An 18,333-nucleotide genomic window follows, 5' to 3' on the forward strand; every position below is an offset into this window, starting at 1 on the left:
GGGGCACAGGTGGATCACACAGCCGTGACAGCGCGGCCGCCGAGTGTCGGAGCATGCGAACTCCAACCTCACCGGGCGCACTGCCCGCACGCGAACCTCTGCCGACCGTGCAGCGCCGGGAACGCGGCGACGCACTCGTCCTCGACGTCGTCATCCCCGTGTTCAACGAGGAGACGGATCTCGAGCCGTGCGTCCGCCGCCTCCACGGCCACCTCAGCCGCACCTTCCCGTACCCCTTCCGGATCACCATCGCCGACAACGCGAGCACCGACCGCACGCCCGAGGTGTCCGCGCGGCTCGACGACCACATCGACGAAGTGACGGCCGTGCGGCTGGAGGAGAAGGGTCGCGGGCGCGCGCTGCGCACGGTCTGGTCCATGTCACCGGCGCCCGTGCTCGCCTACATGGACGTCGATCTGTCCACCGACCTCAACGCCCTCCTCCCGCTGGTCGCCCCGCTGATCTCCGGCCACTCAGACCTGGCGATCGGCTCGCGCCTCGCCCGGAGTTCGCGTGTGGTCCGCGGCCCCAAGCGGGAGTTCGTCTCACGCGCCTACAACCTCCTCCTGAAGGGCAGCCTGGCGGCGCGGTTCAGCGATGCGCAGTGCGGGTTCAAGGCCATACGGCAGGACGTGGCGCGGCGGCTGCTGCCGATGGTCGAGGACACGGGGTGGTTCTTCGACACCGAGATGCTGGTGCTCGCCGAGCGTGCGGGCCTGCGGATTCACGAGGTGCCGGTCGACTGGGTGGACGACCCGGACAGCCGGGTGGACATCGTCCGTACGGCGGTCGAGGACCTCAAGGGCGTCTGGCGGGTGGGGCGTGCACTCGGTACGGGTGCGCTGCCGCTCGCGCGGCTGCGCCGCCCCTTCGGCGACGATCCGCGCGACCGTGAACTGTCCGGTGTCCCCCAGGGGTTGGCGCGGCAGATGCTGGGCTTCTGCGCGGTCGGCGCGCTGAGCACGCTCGTCTATCTCGCGCTGTACTCCGCGCTGCGGCTCGGCACCGGCGCGCAGCTCGCCAACGCGCTGGCCCTGCTGCTGTCCGCCGTCGGCAACACCGCCGCCAACCGGAGGTTCACCTTCGGCGTACGGGGGCGTGAGCGCGCCGTGCGCCACCAGGCCCAGGGACTCCTGGTGTTCGCCATCGGCCTGGCGCTGACCAGCGGTTCGCTCGCCGCCCTCCACCTGGCCGGCGGCAGCCCCTCGCGCGGGGCGGAACTCTCGGTCCTGATCGCCGCCAACCTGGCCGCGACGGTCCTGCGCTTCCTCCTGCTGCGCGCCTGGGTCTTCCCGGCCGGGCGGCACCCGGGCGGGACGGAGGGCGCGCCTCCGTACGTCGGTGCAGACGACTCCGCGCAGCAGCGCGTGTACGCGGGCTTCGGGACCCCTGACCCTCACGGGTACGGCCCGCAAGCGGACGGCCGGTACGCCGGTGACCTGTACGCCGACACCCCATACGCCGGCGACCTGTACGCCAACGCCCCGTACGCCAACGACCGATACGGCAGTGCCCCGAACGCCACCGGCCCGTACGACGACAGCCCGTACGACGACGGCCCGTACGACGACGGCCCGTACGACGACGGCCCGTACGACGACGGCCCGTACGTCAACGGCCCCTACGCCAACGGCCCGTACGAGCCCGGTCCCGTGCCCCACGCGGTCCACGCCCGCGCCATGGACCCGGCGGCGGACCCCAACGACCACGGCCACGGCCATGACTACGGCCATGACTCCAGGAGCACCCGATGACACTGCCCCGCCACAACACCCGCCACGACACCCACCCGGGGCCAGGCAGCCCGCCGGCCGCCGATGCCCGGCCACAGGGTTCCGGAGGGGCGGGGCATCCGCCTCCGCCCGGAGCGGCGGGCCCGGCGCGGCCGAGCCGTCCGGCCCGGGCGGCGGACCCCCGATGGGCGCGGCCTGCCCTCGCCGCGCTGCTCCTCGCGACCGCGCTGCTCTACCTGTGGAACCTCAGCGTTTCCGGCTACGCCAATTCCTTCTACTCGGCGGCCGCCCAGGCGGGCAGTGAGAGCTGGAAGGCCTTCTTCTTCGGCGCGTCCGACGCCGCGAGTTCCATCACGGTCGACAAGCCGCCGGCCGCGCTGTGGCCCATGGCCCTGTCCGTGAAGATCTTCGGGCTCAATGCGTGGGCGATCCTCGTCCCCGAGGCGCTGATGGGTGTCGGATGCGTCGGTGTCCTCTACGCGGCGGTGAAACGCCGCTTCGGTCCGGCCGCCGGACTGATCGCGGGCGGTGCGCTGGCCCTGACGCCGGTCGCGGCGCTGATGTTCCGGTTCAACAACCCGGACGCGCTGCTCGCCCTGCTCATGACCGCCACCGTGGCCTGCGTACTGCGCGCACTGGAGGGCGCGCGGACGAAGTGGCTGGCCCTGGCGGGTGTCGCGCTGGGATTCGCTTTCCTCGTCAAGACGTTGCAGGCGTTCGTGATCCTGCCGCCGCTCGTCCTGCTGTACGCGCTGTGCGCGCCTACGACCGTACGCAAGCGGATCGGCCAACTCGCCCTCGCCGGGCTCGCGATGGTTCTCTCCGCCGGTTGGTGGGTCGCCATCGTCGAGCTGTGGCCCGCGGACTCCCGCCCTTACATCGGCGGTTCGCAGAACAACAGCTTCCTGGAGCTGACCTTCGGCTACAACGGCCTCGGCAGGATCAACGGCGAGGAGACCGGCAGCGTCGGTGGTGGCGGCCCGGGCGGGGGCGGCGGCCGGTGGGGCGAGTCGGGCATCGGGCGGATGTTCAACGACTCGGTCGGCGGCCAGATCTCCTGGCTGCTGCCCGCCGCGCTGATCCTGCTCGTCGCCTGCCTGGTGCTGCTGCGGCGTTCCGGGCGTACGGACGTGCGCCGTGCGGCGTTCCTCGCCTGGGGCGGGGCGCTGCTGATGACGGTCGCGGTCTTCAGCTTCATGGCCGGGATCTTCCACGAGTACTACACCGTCGCCCTCGCCCCGTACATCGCCGCGCTCGCGGGGATGGGAGCCGTGGTCCTGTGGGAGCGACGGGAGAGCCCCGCGGTGTCCGCGGTGCTCGGCGGCACGGTCGCGGTGACGGCGATCTGGTCCTGCGTCCTGCTGGGGCGCAGCGCCGACTGGCTGCCGTGGCTCCGCTGGGTCGTGCTGGTGGCGGGGCTCGTAGCGGCGGCCGGGCTGGCGCTCGGCGGGCGGCGCGTGGGGCGCCGACTCGCCCTGGGGGCAGCCGGATTGGGGCTGGCGGCGTCACTGGCGGGCCCGTTCGCGTACACGCTGAGCACCGTCGGCAGCGCGCACTCCGGCGGCATCGTGACGGCCGGGCCGCAGGTGTCCGGCGGCATGGGCCGGGCGGGCGGACAGGGCGGCCCGGGACAGGGAGGACCCGGACAGGGCCCCGGCGGCGGGCAGGGCGGCGGGATGCAGCAGCCCGGCGGGCAGGGCCAGAACAACCAGCAGGGACTGCCGGGCCAGCCCGGCGGGCAGGGCCGAACGGGCGGTCAGGGCCAACCGGGTGGCGGTGGAAGTCAGCAGGGTGCGCAGGGCCGAACGGGGCAGAACGGCGCACAGGGCGGTGGCGCAGCCGGCGGCATGAACGGTCTCCTCAACGGTCAGAAGGTCAGCGACGAGCTGGCCGCCGCGCTGAAGCAGGACGCGGATGACCACACCTGGATCGCCGCGGCCGTCGGCGCGCAGAACGCGGCGAGCTACCAACTCGCCACCGAGGAAGCGGTGATGCCCCTCGGCGGCTTCAACGGCAGCGACCCGTCCCCGACCCTCGACCGGTTCAAGGAGTACGTCGAGCAGGGGAAGATCCACTACTTCATCGCGACCACCGGCGGCATGGGCCCGGGCGGTGGCGGCGGCCCGGGCGCCGGAGGAGGCCAGGTCGGTACCGGCCAGGGCACCGGCGGTCAGGGAACCACCGGCGGTCAGGGCGGCGGCGCGAGTCCCGGTGGTCAGTCCTCCGACTCCACCTCCTCCACGATCACTTCATGGGTGGAGGAGAACTTCACCAAGGTGACCGTGGACGGCACCACGCTCTACGACCTGACCGATCCGGTGTCCGACGGAAAGTAGACGGGGAGTAGACGGGGGCGCAGCACACCGCACAGAGGGCGGGCCGGGGGGCGGTATGCCGGGCCCGCCCCGCCCGTCGTGCGCGGAGGCGTGGCGTCGGCCGGCTCAGTTCCCCCGACGCACCGTCACATCGGCTCTCACCGGGCGGTGGTCGGAGGCCAGCGTCTCGGGCACCGCCGCCGAGCGCACGGCGACTCCCTCCGACACCGTCACGTAGTCGATGCGCTTCACCGGGTCTGCGGCCGGGAACGTCGGCCCGCCCACATTCGGTACGGCGTCGGTGAGTTCGTTCCACAGCGGGGCGAGTTCCGGCGCCCCCGGTTCCGCGTTGAAGTCCCCGACCAGCACCTGCCGCGGGCAGCGGCCTCGGCTGTCGCAGTCCTCGGCCATGATCCGCCGGGTGTCGGCGACCTGCGCCCGCCGTACGGACGGATCCCCCCGGTAGTCCAGGTGCGTGCTGTAGACGTGGACGTCCACGCCGCGCGCCCGTACGACCGCCTCGCCGAAGCCGGGGGCCGGCGCGGGCTCGGGGTTCGGGTCCTGGGTCGAGAGCCGGGTGATCTCGTGGTTGGTGGTGCTCACCACGGGGAAGCGGGAGAGCACCGCGACGCCGAACTCCCGACGCGGCTTGCCCGCCGCGGGGGGATCCAGGCTGTAGATGGGCGCGAAGTAGAGCCGCATGCCCAGGAGGTCGGCCAGTTCGCGCCCCACGTCGCGCCATTCGCTGCGTGCGTCCCAGTGGGAGTCGACCTCCTGCAGCCCGACGACGTCGGCCTTGAGGGAGCGGATCGTCTCGGCCGTGCGCCGCAGGTCGAAGACCTGGTCGCTCCCGATGCCCGAGTGGATGTTGTACGAGACGACCCGCAGCGGCACGTGCCTGCCGTCGTCGCGTGGTCCGGAGGAATGCGCGGGTGGCGCGGTCGTCAGGCTCAACAGACCTGCGGCGAAGAGTAGTTGAGCGATACGACGGCGCACTGGCATCCGGGCCTCCTTGATCGCTTCGGTGGCCGTTCGACGGTATCGGAGGGTCCGGGGAAAATCTCGTTGTACGGCGTAAAAGAGTTCGTCGTACGCTGTATAAGACATCAACCCACGGCGTACAAGGAGGTCGTATGGCCACCACGACCACGGGGGATCACGCCATCGGCACAGCCCCGGGGCGCCATCCGCGGCGCTGGACCGTTCTCGGAGTGATCTGTCTGGCCCAGCTCACCGTCCTGCTCGACAACACCGTCCTCAACGTCGCCATCCCCTCCCTCACCCGGGAACTGCACGCCTCCACCGCCGAGGTGCAGTGGATGATCAGCTCCTACTCCCTGGTCCAGTCGGGTCTGCTCCTCACGGCGGGCAGCGCGGCGGACCGGTACGGCCGCAAGCGGATGCTCGCCACCGGGCTCGTGCTCTTCGGTGCCGGTTCGCTGGCCGCCGGACTCGCCCAGTCGTCCGGACAGCTCATCGCGGCCCGCGCGGGCATGGGTGTGGGCGGCGCCCTGCTGATGACGACGACCCTCGCGGTGGTCGTCCAGATCTTCGACGAGGAGGAACGGCCGAGAGCCATCGGTGTGTGGGGCGGGGTCAGTTCGCTCGGCTTCGCCGCGGGACCGCTGATCGGCGGCGTGATGCTCGACCACTTCTGGTGGGGCGCGATCTTCCTGCTCAACATTCCCGTGGCGCTGCTCGGCACGGTCGCCGTCCTCCGCCTCGTACCGGAGTCGAAGAACCCGGCGGGAGACCGTCCCGACGTCCCCGGCGCGGTGCTCTCCACCGTCGGGATGACGGGCGTGGTCTTCGCGATCATCTCGGGACCCGAGTACGGCTGGACCTCGGGGCGGGTCCTCTTCCCGGCCTTCGCCGGGGCGGCCACGCTGGCCGGCTTCGCCCTCTGGGAGCGCCGGGCCCCCCATCCCATGCTGGACATGCACTTCTTCCGCGACCGCCGTTTCGTCGGCGCGGTCGCGGGCGGCATCCTCGTCGCCTTCGGGTTGGCCGGTTCGCTCTTCCTGCTGACTCAGCATCTGCAGTTCGTCCTCGGGTACGGGGCGCTGGACGCGGGTCTGCGGACGGCGCCGCTGGCGCTCACCATCGTCGCCCTCAACCTCGCCGGGGTCGGCGCCCGCGTGCTGCCCCGTCTGGGCACCCCGCTGACCATCCTCACCGGCATGGGTCTGCTCGCGGCCGGGCTGGCGGTCGTCGCGGTCCTCGGGGGCTCGGGGTACGGCGGGACGTTCGCCGGGCTCGTCCTGATGGGTCTGGGCATCGCGTTCGCCATGCCCGCGATGGCCACCGCCATCATGGGCGCCATCCCGGTGGAGAAGGCGGGTGTGGGCGCGGCGGTGAACGGCACGCTCACCGAAGTCGGCAACGGTCTCGGCGTCGCCGTTCTCGGCGCGGTGCTGAACTCCCGTTTCGCCGCGCTCGTTTCGCTCACCGCGGCGACCGGGTCGTTGCCGGCCGCGCTCGCGGCCGCCCCCAGCGGTGAGGACCGGGCGGCGATCCGGGACGCGTTCGCGGCCGGGCTGGAGACGAGTCAGCTCGTGGGCGCGGCCGCGGTGCTGGCGGGCGGGGTGCTCGCGGCGGTGTTGCTCCGGCGGGCCGACCGGGCAGACGCACCCGTCGGGGCGGCATAGCATCGGTGCGGGCGGGCGGACCGGAGGCTGTAGGTCCGCATGCCCGTAGGAGCCGGAGGAGGGAGCGCCATGGCAGGTGCCGACCGCGGAACGGGTCGCCCGCGGACCAGTGTGTGGCTCGAGGGCCGCCCGGCTCCCAAACGCCGGAGCGAACAGCCCGAGGGACTGGACCGCGACAAAATCGTGGCGGCGACCGTACGGCTGCTCGACTCCGAGGGGCCGGCCAAGTTCTCGATGCGCAGGCTCGCCGCCGAGCTGGGCGTCACGGCCATGTCCGTCTACTGGTACGTGGACACCAAGGACGACCTGCTCGAACTCGCCCTCGACGCCGCCGCGGGCGAGATCGCGCTGCCTGGTAAGGACGAGGGCGACTGGCGCGCACAGCTCGCCCAACTGGCCCTGCAGTACCGGAACCTGCTGGTCACCCACCCCTGGGTGTCCCGGCTCGCCGGTGAGTACCTCAACGTCGGCCCCAACGCCATGGCCTTCTCGAGCGCCGCACAGCGCGTGCTGGGCAGCAGCGGGCTGGCCCCGGAGCGGCTGCCCGGCGCCCTCTCCCTCGTCTTCCAGTTCGCGTACGGCTTCGGCACGATCGAGGGCCGGTTCAACGAGCGTTGCCGGGAGGCGGGCGTCAGCCAGGACGCGTTCTTCCGGCAGGTGATGGGCACGGTCAAGGGACGCCCCGAGTTCGAGGACTCCCGGAGCATCCTGGAGGCGCGGGGCGGCGGATCCGTCGAGGAAATGCGGGCGCGCGACTGGGAGTTCGCGCTGGAGTGCGCCTTCGCCGGGATCGAGGCCTTGCGCGACCGGGCCCCGTCCGTACGCGACGAGGGCCGGCAGAGCACGACGGGGTGACGGCCGGTCCGCCCACGGGAGTCCGCCGCGCCCGCCCGGCATTGTCCGGCTCGGTCCCCTGGCTCGGTCCTGCCCGGTGCCGCTCGGTGCCGGCGGCGAGTGGGCCCGTCAGCGGGTGCCGGCCGGTCGAGCGGGCCGTCCGGTCCTGCGGTCCCCGTCGGTCCCTGCGGTCCCCGTCGGTCCTGCGGTTCCGCTCAGCCCCGCGGGGCCGACCGGGCCGGGAAGCCGCCCGTCGCGATCGGGCTCCAGCGTTCCGGCGTCACGCGGATCAGCGACTTGCCCTGCTCGGTCATCGCGGCGCGGTACTCGTTCCAGTCCGGGTGCTCGCCCGCGATGTTCCGGTAGTACTCCACCAGCGGCTCGACGGACTCGGGTGCGTCGATCACCTCGGCCGCGCCGTCGACCTGCACCCACGGCCCGTTCCACTCGTCCGAGAGCACGATCAGGCTGACCCGCGGATCACGCCGCGCATTGCGGGTCTTGGCCCGCTCCGGATAGGTGGACACCACCAGGCGGCCCGCATCGTCCACACCGCAGGTCAGCGGTGAGCCCTGCGGCGCGCCGTCGGAACGCGTGGTCAGCAGGATGGCGCGGTGCCGGGGGCGTACGAACTCCAGCAGCCCTTCGAGATCCACCGTCGTGTTGGTCGCGATGTTCGGAGCCATGGCCGAAAGCCTACGACCGCCCGCCACCGTGCGCCTCCCCGTCACAGCTCCGGCAGCCGGTCCCCCTGCACCGCCTGGATGTCCAGTCCGACGCGGAGTGTGGTGCCGATCGCGGCGATCCCGGCAGAGACGACCTGGTTGTACGTCATGGCGAAGTCCTCGCGCCGCAGCTCCGCCGTCGCGCGGAACGCCGCCCGCACCCCGCCCCACGGATCAGGCCCCGTGCCCAAGTACGCCAGATCCAGGTCCACTTCGCGCACCACACCGTGCATCGACAGCTCGCCCCGCACGGTCCAGCGGTCGGTGCCGGCCTCGCTCAGGCCCGTACTGCGGTAGCCGATCTCCGGGAAGCGCTCGACGTCCAGGAAGTCGGATGACCGCAGGTGGCCGTCGCGCAGGGCGTTCCCCGTATCGATGCTCGCGGCCCCGATCACCGCCTCGACGCGCGACTTCGCGATGTCCTCGGCGATCTCGATCCGGGCGGAGACGTCCGTGAACCGGCCGTGCACGCTGGAGATTCCCAGATGCTGTGCGACCGCGCTCACCGACGAATGCGCCGGGTCCAGCGTCCAGGTGCCGGGCGGCGGCAGCTCCGCACCGCCTTGCCGGGCCAGCACGACGCCGCCCGCGTCCGCCCGCCCCGACGCGGTGACGATCAGCGTCGAGGCGGCCGGGGCGTAGCCGACGGCCGTGACGATCACCGTGTAGGAACCGCCGGGCAAGGGGGCGTCGGTCCTGACCGTCCCCTCGTCGTCCGCCGTCGCCCGCAGCACCTGCGCGCCCGTCATGTCGGTGAGGGTCAGCACGGCGTGCTGCACGGCCCAGCCGTCGCGCGTACGGACCCGCGCCCGCAGCCCTGTTCCCGTGCCCGGTGTTCCACCCCTGGTCATCAACGCTCCTGCTCCTCGTACGTATCGGGCCCCGGGCCGCGGTGCCGCGCGCGCCGTCCCTGCCCGCGCGGCGCCCGGCCCGGGGCCCCTGTCCCCGGGGCCGGGCCGTGCGATCCGCTCGCACCGCGTCCCGGCCGACCGGGGGTCCGTCACTCGCCGGGGTGGGCGAGTTCGATGTCGTGGCCGTCCAGGCCGGGACCGGACACCGCGACCGGCGACGCGGCCGGCGGGTATCCGCTCGCGATGAGCGTGTAGTCGCCCTCGTCCAGGTCGGTGAAGGCGTACGCCCCGTCCGCCCCGGTCGTGGACGTCGCCACCACGTTCCCCGCGGCGTCGAGCAGGGTCACGCGCGCGTCGGCCAAGGGCCGTCCGGCGCCGGCCCGTACGGTGCCCTGCACCACGGAGGCCGACCGCAGCTCGGCCTCGATCCGGGTGACGCCCTGGCCACCGACCTCGACGGGCAGGGCGAGCGGCCGGAAGCCCACGGCGTTGACCGCCACCGTGAAGGTCCCGGGCACCAGCTCCGCGAAGCCGAACTCGCCCTCCTCACCGGTGCGTTCGGCCGCAAGCACCTCACCGCGCACATCGGTGACCACGACCATGGCGCCCGCGACCGGCCCGCCACCTGCGGCGGCACGCACGACACCCGCGAGACCGCTGGTGCCGGACAGCGCCAGGTCGTAGCCCAGCGGCTCGTCGCCGACGACGACCGTCGCGGCCTGCGGCTGGTGCCCGTCGGCCGAGGCGATCAGGACGTACGAGCCGGGGCCGGGCGCGTCGAGGGCGTACCCGCCGTCGGGGTGCGCCACCGACCTGCCGAGCTGCCGCCCGGACAGGGAGATCAGGGTGACTGCCGCGCGCGGAACGGGAGTTCCGTCCCCGCTGCGTACGGACCCCCGTACCGCGATGCCGGACGGGGTCCCGCCCGCGCCGTCCCCCGCGCTCGCCGACACGGCGGCGGCCTGCTGGGCGTCGGCCCACGACGGTATGCGGGGCTCGGCGGATGCGGACGCGAATGCGGATGCGGATGCGTCGGCGGTGGGCGCCGCGACACTCGCCAGAGGCGCGGGCTCCGGCTCGCGGTCGGCGTCCCGACCGGCCACCCGCGCCGGGCCGTCCACGGTTTCGGGCAGGGCCTCCACACCGGAGACCGCCGCGGCGGTCGACTCGGCCTCCGCGGCCGCCTCCGCCCCGGAGGCGACCCCGGTCTTCAGCGGGACCTCCTTGATGAAGAGGACCGTCAGCAGGGCGATCAGCGCGGCCGGGGCCGCGTAGAGGTAGATGTCGGCGACGCCGTGCCCGTACGCGCTCTCGACGACGGTGCGGATGGGCGCGGGCAGTTCGCTCATGTCCGGGATGGCGCTGCCGGGCCCGCTCATCGCACCACCGCCCGCCGCGGCGGCCTTCGGCCCCAGTTCGGCCATGCCGTCTTCGACGTAGTCGGTGATGCGGTGCGCGAGGACCGCGCCGAGCGCGGAGACACCGACGGCGCCACCGAGCGAGCGGAAGAAGGTGACGACCGAGCTGGCCGCGCCGAGGTCCTCGGGGGCGACCTGGTTCTGGGTGGCCAGAACGAGGTTCTGCATCATCATGCCGAGACCCAGGCCCATGACGCCCATGAAGACCGCGATCTTCCAGTACGGGGTGTCGTAGCGCATGGTGCCGAGCAGAGCGACGCCCGCCGTCACGAGCACACCGCCGGAGACCAGCCACACCTTCCAGCGGCCCGTCTTGGTGATGATCTGCCCGGAGAGCGTCGAGGAGATGAAGAGCCCGGTGATCAGCGGGATGGTCATGACTCCGGACATCGTCGGCGACTTGTCGCGCGCGAGCTGGAAGTACTGGCTCAGGAAGACCGTCGAGGCGAACATCGCGACACCGACGAAGAGGCTCGCCAGCGAGGCGAGGGTGATCGTCCGGTTGCGGAACAGCCGCAGCGGGATGATCGGCTCACTCGCCTTCACCTCGACGAGGAGGAAGACCAGACCGAGCGCGACGGCGCCGCCGACCATGGCGTAGGTCTGCCAGGACAGCCAGTCGTACTTGTCCCCGGCCAGGGTGACCCAGACCAGCAGCAGGGAGACGGCGGCGGACACGAAGAAGGCGCCGGACCAGTCGACCTTGACCTTCCGCTTCACCACCGGGAGCTTCAGCGTCTTCTGGAGCACGACCAGCGCGATGACGGCGAACGGCACACCGACGTAGAAGCACCAGCGCCAGCCGAGCCACGAGGTGTCCGTGATGACGCCGCCGAGCAGCGGCCCGCCGACGGTGGCGACCGCGAACGTCGCACCGAGGTAGCCGCTGTACCTGCCTCGCTCGCGCGGGGAGATCATCGCGGCCATCACGATCTGGGCGAGGGCGGTCAGGCCACCGACGCCTATGCCCTGGAACACCCGGAAGGTGATGAGCATGCCCGGATTCTGAGCGAGACCGGCGCCCGCGGAGGCCAGCACATAGAGGACCAGGGCCAGTTGGACCAGGGTCTTCTTGCTGATCAGGTCGGCCAGCTTGCCCCACAGCGGGGTGGAGGCGGTCATGGCGAGCAGCGCGGCGGTGACGACCCAGGTGTAGGCGCTCTGTCCACCGCCCAGGTCGGAAATGATCTCGGGCAGCGCGTTGGAGACGATCGTCGACGACAGGATCGCGACGAACATGCCGAGCAGCAGCCCGGACAGCGCCTCCATGATCTGCCGGTGCGTCATCGGCGCGGCGTGCCCGTGGTGCGGGCTGGCGGCGGCGGCTCCTTGCACACCGGCCGGCGTGGTCGTTGCCATGCTCTTCCTTTTCTTGCGTTGCTGTTCGGTTCGCTCGGGGCCGTCGTACGCGGTCGGGGCGTCGGGACGGGGTGCGGATCGGGTCCGGTGTCCTGCCGACGCGGGGTATCCGCCGACGGGGGTCTGCGGTTGTGGGACGGGCCCGCTACGGGGTCGTCCGCGCCGGCCGGCAGTCGTCGAAGCTGTCCCGCAGCCGGGCCAGCAACTGGACGAGCCGGCCGACGTCCTCGTCGGACCAGTCGTGCAGGGCATCGGCGAGCGTTGCCACATAGCGGTCCGAGATGTCGCGGAGGACGCTCTCGCCCTCGGCGTTGAGCCGGAGCAGCCGCGACCGCTTGTCGAGCGGGTCCGGCTCCCGGTCGAGCCAGCCGCGCTCGGCGAGGTGGGCGACATGCCTGCTGGTCACGGACACGTCGATGGAGAGCAGCTCGGCCAGCTTGCTGAGCCGCATCTCTCCGTGGTGGTGGAGCAGCGACAGCACGGCGGCCGAACCGGGCTGGCACTGGTGCGGGAGATGGCGTGCGAGGCCGCGTTTGACGACGCCGAACGCGCCGAGCTGGCGGGTCAGTTCCTCGTACTGACGCTGTGCGGCCATGGGGGACTCCTGTGACCTGTCAAGTTGCTTTGAGCAACCATAATACTGTTGGTTGCTGAAGGCAAATGAATGTTCACAGTTACGGCACCGATACCGCACAGGCCCGAGGGTTGGGCGGCAACCGGCGGTTCGCTAGGGTCCTGGCTCATGACGAACAACCCCCAGGGTCCCCAGGGCGGCAACGACACCGCCGGCTCCACCCAGATGTTCCGCGCCTTCGTGGACGAGGGACCGCAGCGGGCCGCTCCCGCCCCGTCCGGCCCGCGCGCCGGCGTGATCGTCGGCGTCATCGCCGTGATCGCGGTCATCGGCGCCGTGGTGTGGCTCGCGCTGAGCTGAGCCCGGCGGCGCCCCGTCCTCCCCGGTCGTTCACGGACCGCCTCCCGGCGGCCCCGTCCCGCCGGAGGCGGGTGTGCTCACACGCCGCCGTACGGACACGGTGACGTCCGTCCCCGAGGCGTGAGCCCGGTCACTTCCAGTCGACGTCGACGTCCTGGGTCTCGATGTGCATGCCCAGCGGCACCCGCCACGCGTCCACGCACACCGTCCAGGTCTCCTCGGTGCGCGCCCCGCCCTTGACCGGCCCGGGCAGCTTCTGGTCGGACTCGATCGTCGCCCAGTCGATGCCGAGTGAGCCGATGATGTGGGTCGCGAAGGTGACCGTGCCCGAAGTGACCGGCTTGTCACCGGTGTTGTGCAGCTCCAGCGTGACCTTCTCGCACCAGCGCTTGTCCGTCGGTGCGCGCTCGATGGGCCCGACGGAGAGCTCGGCCGGGTCCTGCGGCTCGGGCTTCGGCTCCTCGGAGGGCGACCCCGGGTCCGTGGTCCCGTCGCCGGAACCTCCGCCGGAGCCGTCACCGGAACCGCCGCCGTCACCGGAACCCCCGCCGTCACCGGAACCGCCGCCGGTGGACGGATCGCCGCCCTTGCCCGGCCCGCCACCGGTCCCACTGCCGCTTCCGCCGCCGGACGGCGTTTTCCCCGCCCGGCCCGCCGCGTCACCGCTTCCGCCCTTCTCGGACCCTGCGGCGTCCGCCTCTCCGGAACCCGACGCATCGTCACTCTGCTTGCGGGTATTGGGATTTGCCCGGTCCAGGGGGCTCAGCGACACCTCGCCCTCGGGCGGTACGGCCTTGGCCGCGCCCTTCCGGCCGTCCGGCCCGACCGCGCCGACCGCCACATAGCCGTCGTCCCCGCCGCTCCCGCATCCGGCGAGCAGCGCGCCCAGGCACAGCACGGCCGCCGAGGAGGCGAACGCCGCGCCGCGGCCGCCCTGGGGCAGGCCGTGACGCCACGCCCGGAGGCGCGCCTCCGGGCGTACCCGATGGCGTACGGGGGCCTCGGCGCCTCGTGTCGTCCGTCGCATCGGCCCAGTGTCGCTGACGGTTCGTCAGGTGTGAAGACCGCTGGGCCGAGCAGACGGACCGAAGGGGGCTCTCAGTCGGCGATGAGCCCTTCACGGAGCTGGGCGAGGGTGCGGGTGAGCAGCCGGGAGACATGCATCTGGGAGATGCCGACCTCCTCGCCGATCTGCGACTGCGTCATGTTCGCGAAGAACCGGAGCATGATGATCTGCCGCTCCCGGGGCGGGAGTTTGGCCAGCAGGGGCTTCAGCGACTCGCGGTACTCCACGCCCTCGAGCGCCGAGTCCTCATAGCCGAGGCGGTCGGCCAGCGAGCCCTCGCCGCCGTCGTCCTCGGGCGAGGGGGAGTCCAGTGAGCTGGCGGTGTAGGCATTGCCGACCGCCAGGCCGTCGACCACGTCCTCCTCCGACACCCCGAGCGCCGTGGCGAGTTCGGGGACGGTGGGCGAGCGGTCGAGCCGCTGGGCGAGCTCGTCGCTGGCCTTGGTGAGGGCGAGCCGCAGCTCCTGAAGCCGGCGCGGCACGCGCACCGACCAACTCGTGTCCCGGAAGAAGCGCTTGATCTCCCCGACCACGGTCGGCATCGCGAACGTGGGGAATTCCACGCCCCGTTCGCAGTCGAAGCGGTCGATCGCCTTGATGAGACCGATCGTCCCGACCTGGACGATGTCCTCCATCGGCTCGTTGCGGCTGCGGAACCTGGCCGCCGCGTAGCGCACGAGAGGCAGGTTGAGCTCGATGAGGGTGTCGCGGACGTACACGCGCTCGGCGCTGTCCTCCTCGAGCGTGGCCAGCCGCAGGAACAGGGAGCGGGAGAGGGTCCGGGTGTTGATGGCGTCGCAGGTTTCGGGCACGGGCGGTGCCTCATTGGCGAGCACCTTCGAGCTGCCCAGTTCTACGGACATGCCACCCCCTTGAGGTCGCGGACGGGTCGCGGCGCCCTCGTCGGCGAAGGACGCAGCCTTCACGTGAATACCGGCGGCAGCGCTGCGGCAAACGCGGTTCCTGCAGAATGTCACATGTCGGCAACACGCTGTAGTGCCAAGTCGACATATCGGCGCTGGAAAGGTACCTCGTCCCGGTTACGACTCGATCCGATTTGCGGATCTCAGGCGGGCGAAGCTCCGGGACAGCAGCCGGGACACATGCATCTGCGATACGCCCAGCTCGGCACTGATCTGTGACTGCGTCAGATTGTTGTAGTAGCGCAGCAGAAGGATCCGCTGTTCGCGCTCGGGAAGCTGCACCAGCAGGTGGCGTACGAGGTCGCGGTGCTCGACTCCGGCCAGCGCCGGGTCCTCGTACCCGAGCCGGTCGAGCAGGCCTGGCAGGCCGTCACCTTCCTGTGCCGCTTCGAGGGAGGTCGCGTGGTAGGAGCGGCCGGCCTCGATGCAGGCGAGCACGTCCTCCTCGGCGATCTTCAGCCGCTCGGCGATCTCGGCGGTGGTGGGTGTACGGCCGTTCTGCACCGTCAGATCCTCGGTGGCGCCGTTCACCTGGACCCACAGCTCGTGCAGCCGGCGCGGCACGTGGACGGTCCGTACGTTGTCCCGGAAGTAACGTTTGATCTCGCCCACCACGGTCGGCATCGCGAACGTCGGGAACTGCACGCCGCGCTCCGGGTCGAACCGGTCGATCGCGTTGATCAGCCCGATGGTGCCGACCTGGATCACGTCCTCCATCGGCTCGTTGCGGCTGCGGAAGCGGGCGGCGGCGTAGCGCACGAGCGGCAGGTTCGCCTCGATGAGGGCGGCGCGCACGCGCCCGTGGTCCGGAGTTCCCTGCTCGAGGGAGGACAGCTCCTTGAAGAGCACCTGGGTCAGGGCGCGCGTGTCCGCACCTCGGCTCTCGCGGGACTTTCCGGCGCCCTCGCCCTGGGGAGGCGGCGCTTCGGACGCAGTACTGGCCGACGCGGTCATGCCACCCCTTCTGGGTTCTCGCTGAGGTTCTCGGTCCACTCATCCGGCAAAAGCGGTCATAGCATCACAAGACATGTGCACTGTGTGCAAGCACCGTATATCCCCGTGTTGGCGCCAAGTTGGGGCCATGTGCACCATGCGAAAGCCCCCCGCCCAAGGAGGCGAGGGGCCCGGAACACGGACGGGTCAGAACTCGTAATCAGCGATCACCCAGGTGGCGAATTCCCGCCACTGCGCGACACCCGCCTGATGGGCGGGGTGCTCCAGGTACCGCTGAAGGGCCGCAGCGTCGGTGACGGCCGAGTTGATGGCGAAGTCGTAGGCGATCGGCCGGTCCGAGACGTTCCAGCCGCACTCCCAGAACTCCAGCTCGGGAATCAGCCCACCGAGCTCGCGGAAGGCCCTCGCGCCGGCGGCCACGCGCGGTTCGTCGCGCCGTACGCCGTCGTTGAGCTTGAACAGAACCAGGTGGCGGATCATTGCGAAGACTCCTCGGGCGACGCGTGTGCGGTCAGTTCACCAGCGCGGTCATGAACTCGCCGACACCCTTGGCGGCGCTCGATATGCCCTCGAACCCTACCTGGACGAGGTCTGCGGCCCGGTCCGGCGACGTGATGATCGTGTACAGCACGAAGACGATGACCATGTAGAGCGCGATCTTCTTCGTTTGCACCATGCCGTGCCCGCTTCCTTCGCCGCACTGTCCGCTCCGTCCGCCCCTGGTCGGGGATCGCGCGAGTCTATCCACACAAACGGTCGAAACGACGATCAGCCAGGGGGTCGGCTCCTGGCAGCCTCCCGGTGCCGTCCGGCCGCGGTCCCGGCCGGTGGATCAACGTCCCGGTGGCGGCGGCCACTTTGCGCGCGGCGGCGCACAAAAGCCGGAGGGCCGCTCGCACTCCGGGGAGTGGGAACGGCCCTCCGGCTGTTCAGCGGTAGCGGTGGGATTTGAACCCACGGAGGAGTTGCCCCCTCACACGCTTTCGAGGCGTGCTCCTTAGGCCGCTCGGACACGCTACCGAGAGAGAGCTTAGCGGACGGGTGGCCGTGCCCCGAAATCGGTATCGATCCGTCCGGTTCGGCGGAAGAACTGCGTGAGCAGTTCGGCGCACTCATCGGCCAGCACCCCGTGGATGACCTCGGGCCGGTGGTTGAGCCGCCGGTCCCGTACGACGTCCCACAGGGAACCCGCCGCGCCCGCCTTCTCGTCGACGGCGCCGTAGACCACCCGCTCGACCCGGGAGAGGACAGCGGCACCCGCGCACATCGTGCACGGCTCCAGCGTCACGACGAGCGTGCAGCCCGACAGCCGCCACTGACCGACGGCCCGGGCCGCCTCGCGCAGCGCGAGGACCTCGGCGTGCGCCGTCGGGTCGGCGGTCGCCTCGCGCTCGTTGCGCCCCCGCCCGAGCACCCCGCCGTCCGGACCGATGACGACGGCACCCACCGGCACATCCCCCTCCTCCGGGGCCCGTACGGCCTCCGCCAGGGCAAGGCGCATCGGCGCGTGCCAGGGGTCGCGCAGGGGGTCCGAGGTCGCGGGGGTGGAGGCGTTCATGGGGACAGTGTCGGCCACAGCCGGGCGCGCGGCGCGCGCCGGCCGGGGCCGGAGAGCGCCGCGGTGAGCGGTCCGGTTCAGCGGACCGCCTCGAGGACCTCCCCGCAGCCCAGCACGTCGGCGATCTCGTTCAGCGCGTCACCGTTGAGGGCCATCAGTTCCTTGCTCGACATCCCGAGGTCCTCAAGGATCCCCGAGTCGCCGATCGGGCCGGGCGGCACGGCGTCGTCGTCGGTGGCCGACTCCTCGCCCTCGCTCTCCGGCTCGCCGTCCTCGGTGCCGTCGAGGTCCACCAGGCTGTCGAGATCATCTTCGGGCTCGCGGCCGAGGAGTTCGTCCGTGAGCAGAATCTCGCCGTACGAGCTGCGGGCCGCGGCGGCCGCATCCGATACGTAGATGCGGGGGTCCTCCTCGCCGTCCAAACGAACGACGCCGAACCACGCGTCCTCCTGCTCGATGAAGGCGAGCACCGTGTCATCGTCGACCGATGCCTGACGGGCCAGATCCGTCAGGTCGGCCAGGGTTTCCACATCGTCGAGCTCTGTGTCGCTCGCTTCCCACCCGTCTTCGGTGCGCGCGAGCAGTGCGGCGAAGTACACCGTGACTCTCCCACTGGTCATAGGCGTTTGCCGGGTCCGGCGGGATCAGGAAGCTCTCACCTCTGGGCCCGCCCACTCGGAATCGTGGCAGAAACAAGGCCATCGCGAGAGGTCTTCCGCTGTGCGTCGTGCACCAGTCCTGCAACCGGACGGTGATCCGGGGGCTGCCCGGGCTACCAGCGGAAGGTCCGCATCCGCATCTGCTGGCGCATCCTGGCGACGCGCGCACGCCGCGGCTGCACGCGCTCACGCAGTGCTTTCGCCTCGTTGAGTTCCCGAAGGAATTGGGCGCGTCGCCTGCGCCTCTCCACGTCGCTCACCGCCAGCGCGGGCTCGCCACTGGGCTGGTTCCGGTCCGGCACGGCTGCCACACCTCCCCAAGCTGAGTCCGTTGTCCCGCGCGTCCGTCATGGGCG

The 18,333-nt window shown here is 71.6% G+C and carries 18 protein-coding genes and 1 tRNA gene; 5 read left to right on the forward strand and 14 right to left on the reverse strand.

What is annotated here, in order from left to right; translation table 11 throughout:
• The first annotated feature begins 53 nt into the window (after positions 1 to 53).
• Positions 54 to 1,754: a glycosyltransferase gene (locus tag ACGFNH_RS24835; RefSeq protein WP_393657195.1), complete on the forward strand. Its 1,701-nt coding sequence runs from the start codon at positions 54 to 56 to the stop codon at positions 1,752 to 1,754.
• Positions 1,751 to 4,069 carry an ArnT family glycosyltransferase gene (locus tag ACGFNH_RS24840; protein WP_393657197.1) on the forward strand — a complete coding sequence of 773 codons (2,319 nt, stop codon included), beginning with the start codon at positions 1,751 to 1,753 and terminating at the stop codon, positions 4,067 to 4,069. The genes ACGFNH_RS24835 and ACGFNH_RS24840 overlap by 4 nt, the downstream gene beginning before the upstream one ends.
• A gap of 105 nt (positions 4,070 to 4,174) precedes the next feature.
• Here the strand turns inward: ACGFNH_RS24840 and ACGFNH_RS24845 are convergent, their stop codons facing one another.
• On the reverse strand, positions 4,175 to 5,050 hold the full coding sequence (locus ACGFNH_RS24845) for an endonuclease/exonuclease/phosphatase family protein (RefSeq protein ID WP_393657199.1): 876 nt from the start codon (positions 5,048 to 5,050) through the stop codon (positions 4,175 to 4,177).
• 131 nt (positions 5,051 to 5,181) lie between these two features.
• Here ACGFNH_RS24845 and ACGFNH_RS24850 point away from each other — a divergent pair, with 131 nt between their 5' ends.
• The gene (locus ACGFNH_RS24850) at positions 5,182 to 6,696 is read left to right on the forward strand and encodes an MFS transporter (RefSeq protein ID WP_393657201.1); all 1,515 of its coding nucleotides are present in this window, start codon (positions 5,182 to 5,184) and stop codon (positions 6,694 to 6,696) included.
• A gap of 69 nt (positions 6,697 to 6,765) precedes the next feature.
• Positions 6,766 to 7,551 carry a TetR/AcrR family transcriptional regulator gene (locus ACGFNH_RS24855; RefSeq protein ID WP_393657203.1) on the forward strand — a complete coding sequence of 262 codons (786 nt, stop codon included), beginning with the start codon at positions 6,766 to 6,768 and terminating at the stop codon, positions 7,549 to 7,551.
• Positions 7,552 to 7,745: 194 nt separating this feature from the next.
• On the opposite strand, the gene ACGFNH_RS24860 is transcribed toward ACGFNH_RS24855, so the two are convergent.
• From ACGFNH_RS24860 to ACGFNH_RS24875, 4 genes are all read right to left on the reverse strand, one after another.
• Complete coding sequence (locus tag ACGFNH_RS24860) at positions 7,746 to 8,216, reverse strand: PPOX class F420-dependent oxidoreductase (RefSeq protein ID WP_393657205.1); 471 nt, start codon at positions 8,214 to 8,216, stop codon at positions 7,746 to 7,748.
• Between the two features lie 41 nt (positions 8,217 to 8,257).
• Positions 8,258 to 9,106, reverse strand: a complete 849-nt coding sequence (locus ACGFNH_RS24865) for a YceI family protein (protein WP_393657206.1) — start codon at positions 9,104 to 9,106, stop codon at positions 8,258 to 8,260.
• A gap of 149 nt (positions 9,107 to 9,255) precedes the next feature.
• Positions 9,256 to 11,883: an MFS transporter gene (locus tag ACGFNH_RS24870; protein WP_393657208.1), complete on the reverse strand. Its 2,628-nt coding sequence runs from the start codon at positions 11,881 to 11,883 to the stop codon at positions 9,256 to 9,258.
• A gap of 145 nt (positions 11,884 to 12,028) precedes the next feature.
• Positions 12,029 to 12,478, reverse strand: a complete 450-nt coding sequence (locus ACGFNH_RS24875; RefSeq protein ID WP_393657210.1) for a MarR family winged helix-turn-helix transcriptional regulator — start codon at positions 12,476 to 12,478, stop codon at positions 12,029 to 12,031.
• Between the two features lie 147 nt (positions 12,479 to 12,625).
• Here ACGFNH_RS24875 and ACGFNH_RS24880 point away from each other — a divergent pair, with 147 nt between their 5' ends.
• Positions 12,626 to 12,817, forward strand: a complete 192-nt coding sequence (locus ACGFNH_RS24880; protein ID WP_393657211.1) for a hypothetical protein — start codon at positions 12,626 to 12,628, stop codon at positions 12,815 to 12,817.
• 130 nt (positions 12,818 to 12,947) lie between these two features.
• Here the strand turns inward: ACGFNH_RS24880 and ACGFNH_RS24885 are convergent, their stop codons facing one another.
• From ACGFNH_RS24885 to ACGFNH_RS24925, 9 genes are all read right to left on the reverse strand, one after another.
• Complete coding sequence (locus tag ACGFNH_RS24885) at positions 12,948 to 13,844, reverse strand: hypothetical protein (protein WP_393657213.1); 897 nt, start codon at positions 13,842 to 13,844, stop codon at positions 12,948 to 12,950.
• 71 nt (positions 13,845 to 13,915) lie between these two features.
• Positions 13,916 to 14,746, reverse strand: coding sequence for an RNA polymerase sigma factor SigF (locus ACGFNH_RS24890; RefSeq protein WP_393657215.1), 831 nt, complete (start codon positions 14,744 to 14,746; stop codon positions 13,916 to 13,918).
• Between the two features lie 177 nt (positions 14,747 to 14,923).
• Positions 14,924 to 15,760, reverse strand: coding sequence for an RNA polymerase sigma factor SigF (locus ACGFNH_RS24895; protein ID WP_393657217.1), 837 nt, complete (start codon positions 15,758 to 15,760; stop codon positions 14,924 to 14,926).
• Positions 15,761 to 15,946: 186 nt separating this feature from the next.
• On the reverse strand, positions 15,947 to 16,240 hold the full coding sequence (locus ACGFNH_RS24900; RefSeq protein WP_393657218.1) for a Dabb family protein: 294 nt from the start codon (positions 16,238 to 16,240) through the stop codon (positions 15,947 to 15,949).
• A 31-nt stretch (positions 16,241 to 16,271) separates the two neighbouring features.
• Positions 16,272 to 16,436 carry a hypothetical protein gene (locus tag ACGFNH_RS24905; RefSeq protein ID WP_393657220.1) on the reverse strand — a complete coding sequence of 55 codons (165 nt, stop codon included), beginning with the start codon at positions 16,434 to 16,436 and terminating at the stop codon, positions 16,272 to 16,274.
• Between the two features lie 257 nt (positions 16,437 to 16,693).
• A tRNA-Ser gene (locus tag ACGFNH_RS24910) sits at positions 16,694 to 16,780 on the reverse strand.
• Between the two features lie 10 nt (positions 16,781 to 16,790).
• A complete protein-coding gene (gene tadA, locus ACGFNH_RS24915; protein ID WP_393657222.1) occupies positions 16,791 to 17,318 on the reverse strand; it encodes a tRNA adenosine(34) deaminase TadA in 528 nt (175 codons plus the stop codon).
• Between the two features lie 77 nt (positions 17,319 to 17,395).
• A complete protein-coding gene (locus tag ACGFNH_RS24920) occupies positions 17,396 to 17,917 on the reverse strand; it encodes a hypothetical protein (RefSeq protein ID WP_393657574.1) in 522 nt (173 codons plus the stop codon).
• Positions 17,918 to 18,090: 173 nt separating this feature from the next.
• Positions 18,091 to 18,288: a hypothetical protein gene (locus ACGFNH_RS24925; protein ID WP_393657224.1), complete on the reverse strand. Its 198-nt coding sequence runs from the start codon at positions 18,286 to 18,288 to the stop codon at positions 18,091 to 18,093.
• Positions 18,289 to 18,333: the final 45 nt, after the last annotated feature.

It is taken from the genome of Streptomyces sp. NPDC048639 (assembly GCF_043199075.1).
GTDB lineage: Bacteria > Actinomycetota > Actinomycetes > Streptomycetales > Streptomycetaceae > Streptomyces.

Bases quoted from the DNA above. Each gene is read 5' to 3' on its own strand.
- ACGFNH_RS24835 (WP_393657195.1), top strand. From the start codon at position 54: ATGCGAACTCCAACCTCACCGGGCGCACTGCCCGCACGCGAACCTCTG.
- ACGFNH_RS24840 (WP_393657197.1), top strand. From the start codon at position 1,751: ATGACACTGCCCCGCCACAACACCCGCCACGACACCCACCCGGGGCCA.
- ACGFNH_RS24845 (WP_393657199.1), bottom strand. From the start codon at position 5,050: ATGCCAGTGCGCCGTCGTATCGCTCAACTACTCTTCGCCGCAGGTCTG.
- ACGFNH_RS24850 (WP_393657201.1), top strand. From the start codon at position 5,182: ATGGCCACCACGACCACGGGGGATCACGCCATCGGCACAGCCCCGGGG.
- ACGFNH_RS24855 (WP_393657203.1), top strand. From the start codon at position 6,766: ATGGCAGGTGCCGACCGCGGAACGGGTCGCCCGCGGACCAGTGTGTGG.
- ACGFNH_RS24860 (WP_393657205.1), bottom strand. From the start codon at position 8,216: ATGGCTCCGAACATCGCGACCAACACGACGGTGGATCTCGAAGGGCTG.
- ACGFNH_RS24865 (WP_393657206.1), bottom strand. From the start codon at position 9,106: ATGACCAGGGGTGGAACACCGGGCACGGGAACAGGGCTGCGGGCGCGG.
- ACGFNH_RS24870 (WP_393657208.1), bottom strand. From the start codon at position 11,883: ATGGCAACGACCACGCCGGCCGGTGTGCAAGGAGCCGCCGCCGCCAGC.
- ACGFNH_RS24875 (WP_393657210.1), bottom strand. From the start codon at position 12,478: ATGGCCGCACAGCGTCAGTACGAGGAACTGACCCGCCAGCTCGGCGCG.
- ACGFNH_RS24880 (WP_393657211.1), top strand. From the start codon at position 12,626: ATGACGAACAACCCCCAGGGTCCCCAGGGCGGCAACGACACCGCCGGC.
- ACGFNH_RS24885 (WP_393657213.1), bottom strand. From the start codon at position 13,844: ATGCGACGGACGACACGAGGCGCCGAGGCCCCCGTACGCCATCGGGTA.
- ACGFNH_RS24890 (WP_393657215.1), bottom strand. From the start codon at position 14,746: ATGTCCGTAGAACTGGGCAGCTCGAAGGTGCTCGCCAATGAGGCACCG.
- ACGFNH_RS24895 (WP_393657217.1), bottom strand. From the start codon at position 15,760: ATGACCGCGTCGGCCAGTACTGCGTCCGAAGCGCCGCCTCCCCAGGGC.
- ACGFNH_RS24900 (WP_393657218.1), bottom strand. From the start codon at position 16,240: ATGATCCGCCACCTGGTTCTGTTCAAGCTCAACGACGGCGTACGGCGC.
- ACGFNH_RS24905 (WP_393657220.1), bottom strand. From the start codon at position 16,436: ATGGTGCAAACGAAGAAGATCGCGCTCTACATGGTCATCGTCTTCGTG.
- tadA (WP_393657222.1), bottom strand. From the start codon at position 17,318: ATGAACGCCTCCACCCCCGCGACCTCGGACCCCCTGCGCGACCCCTGG.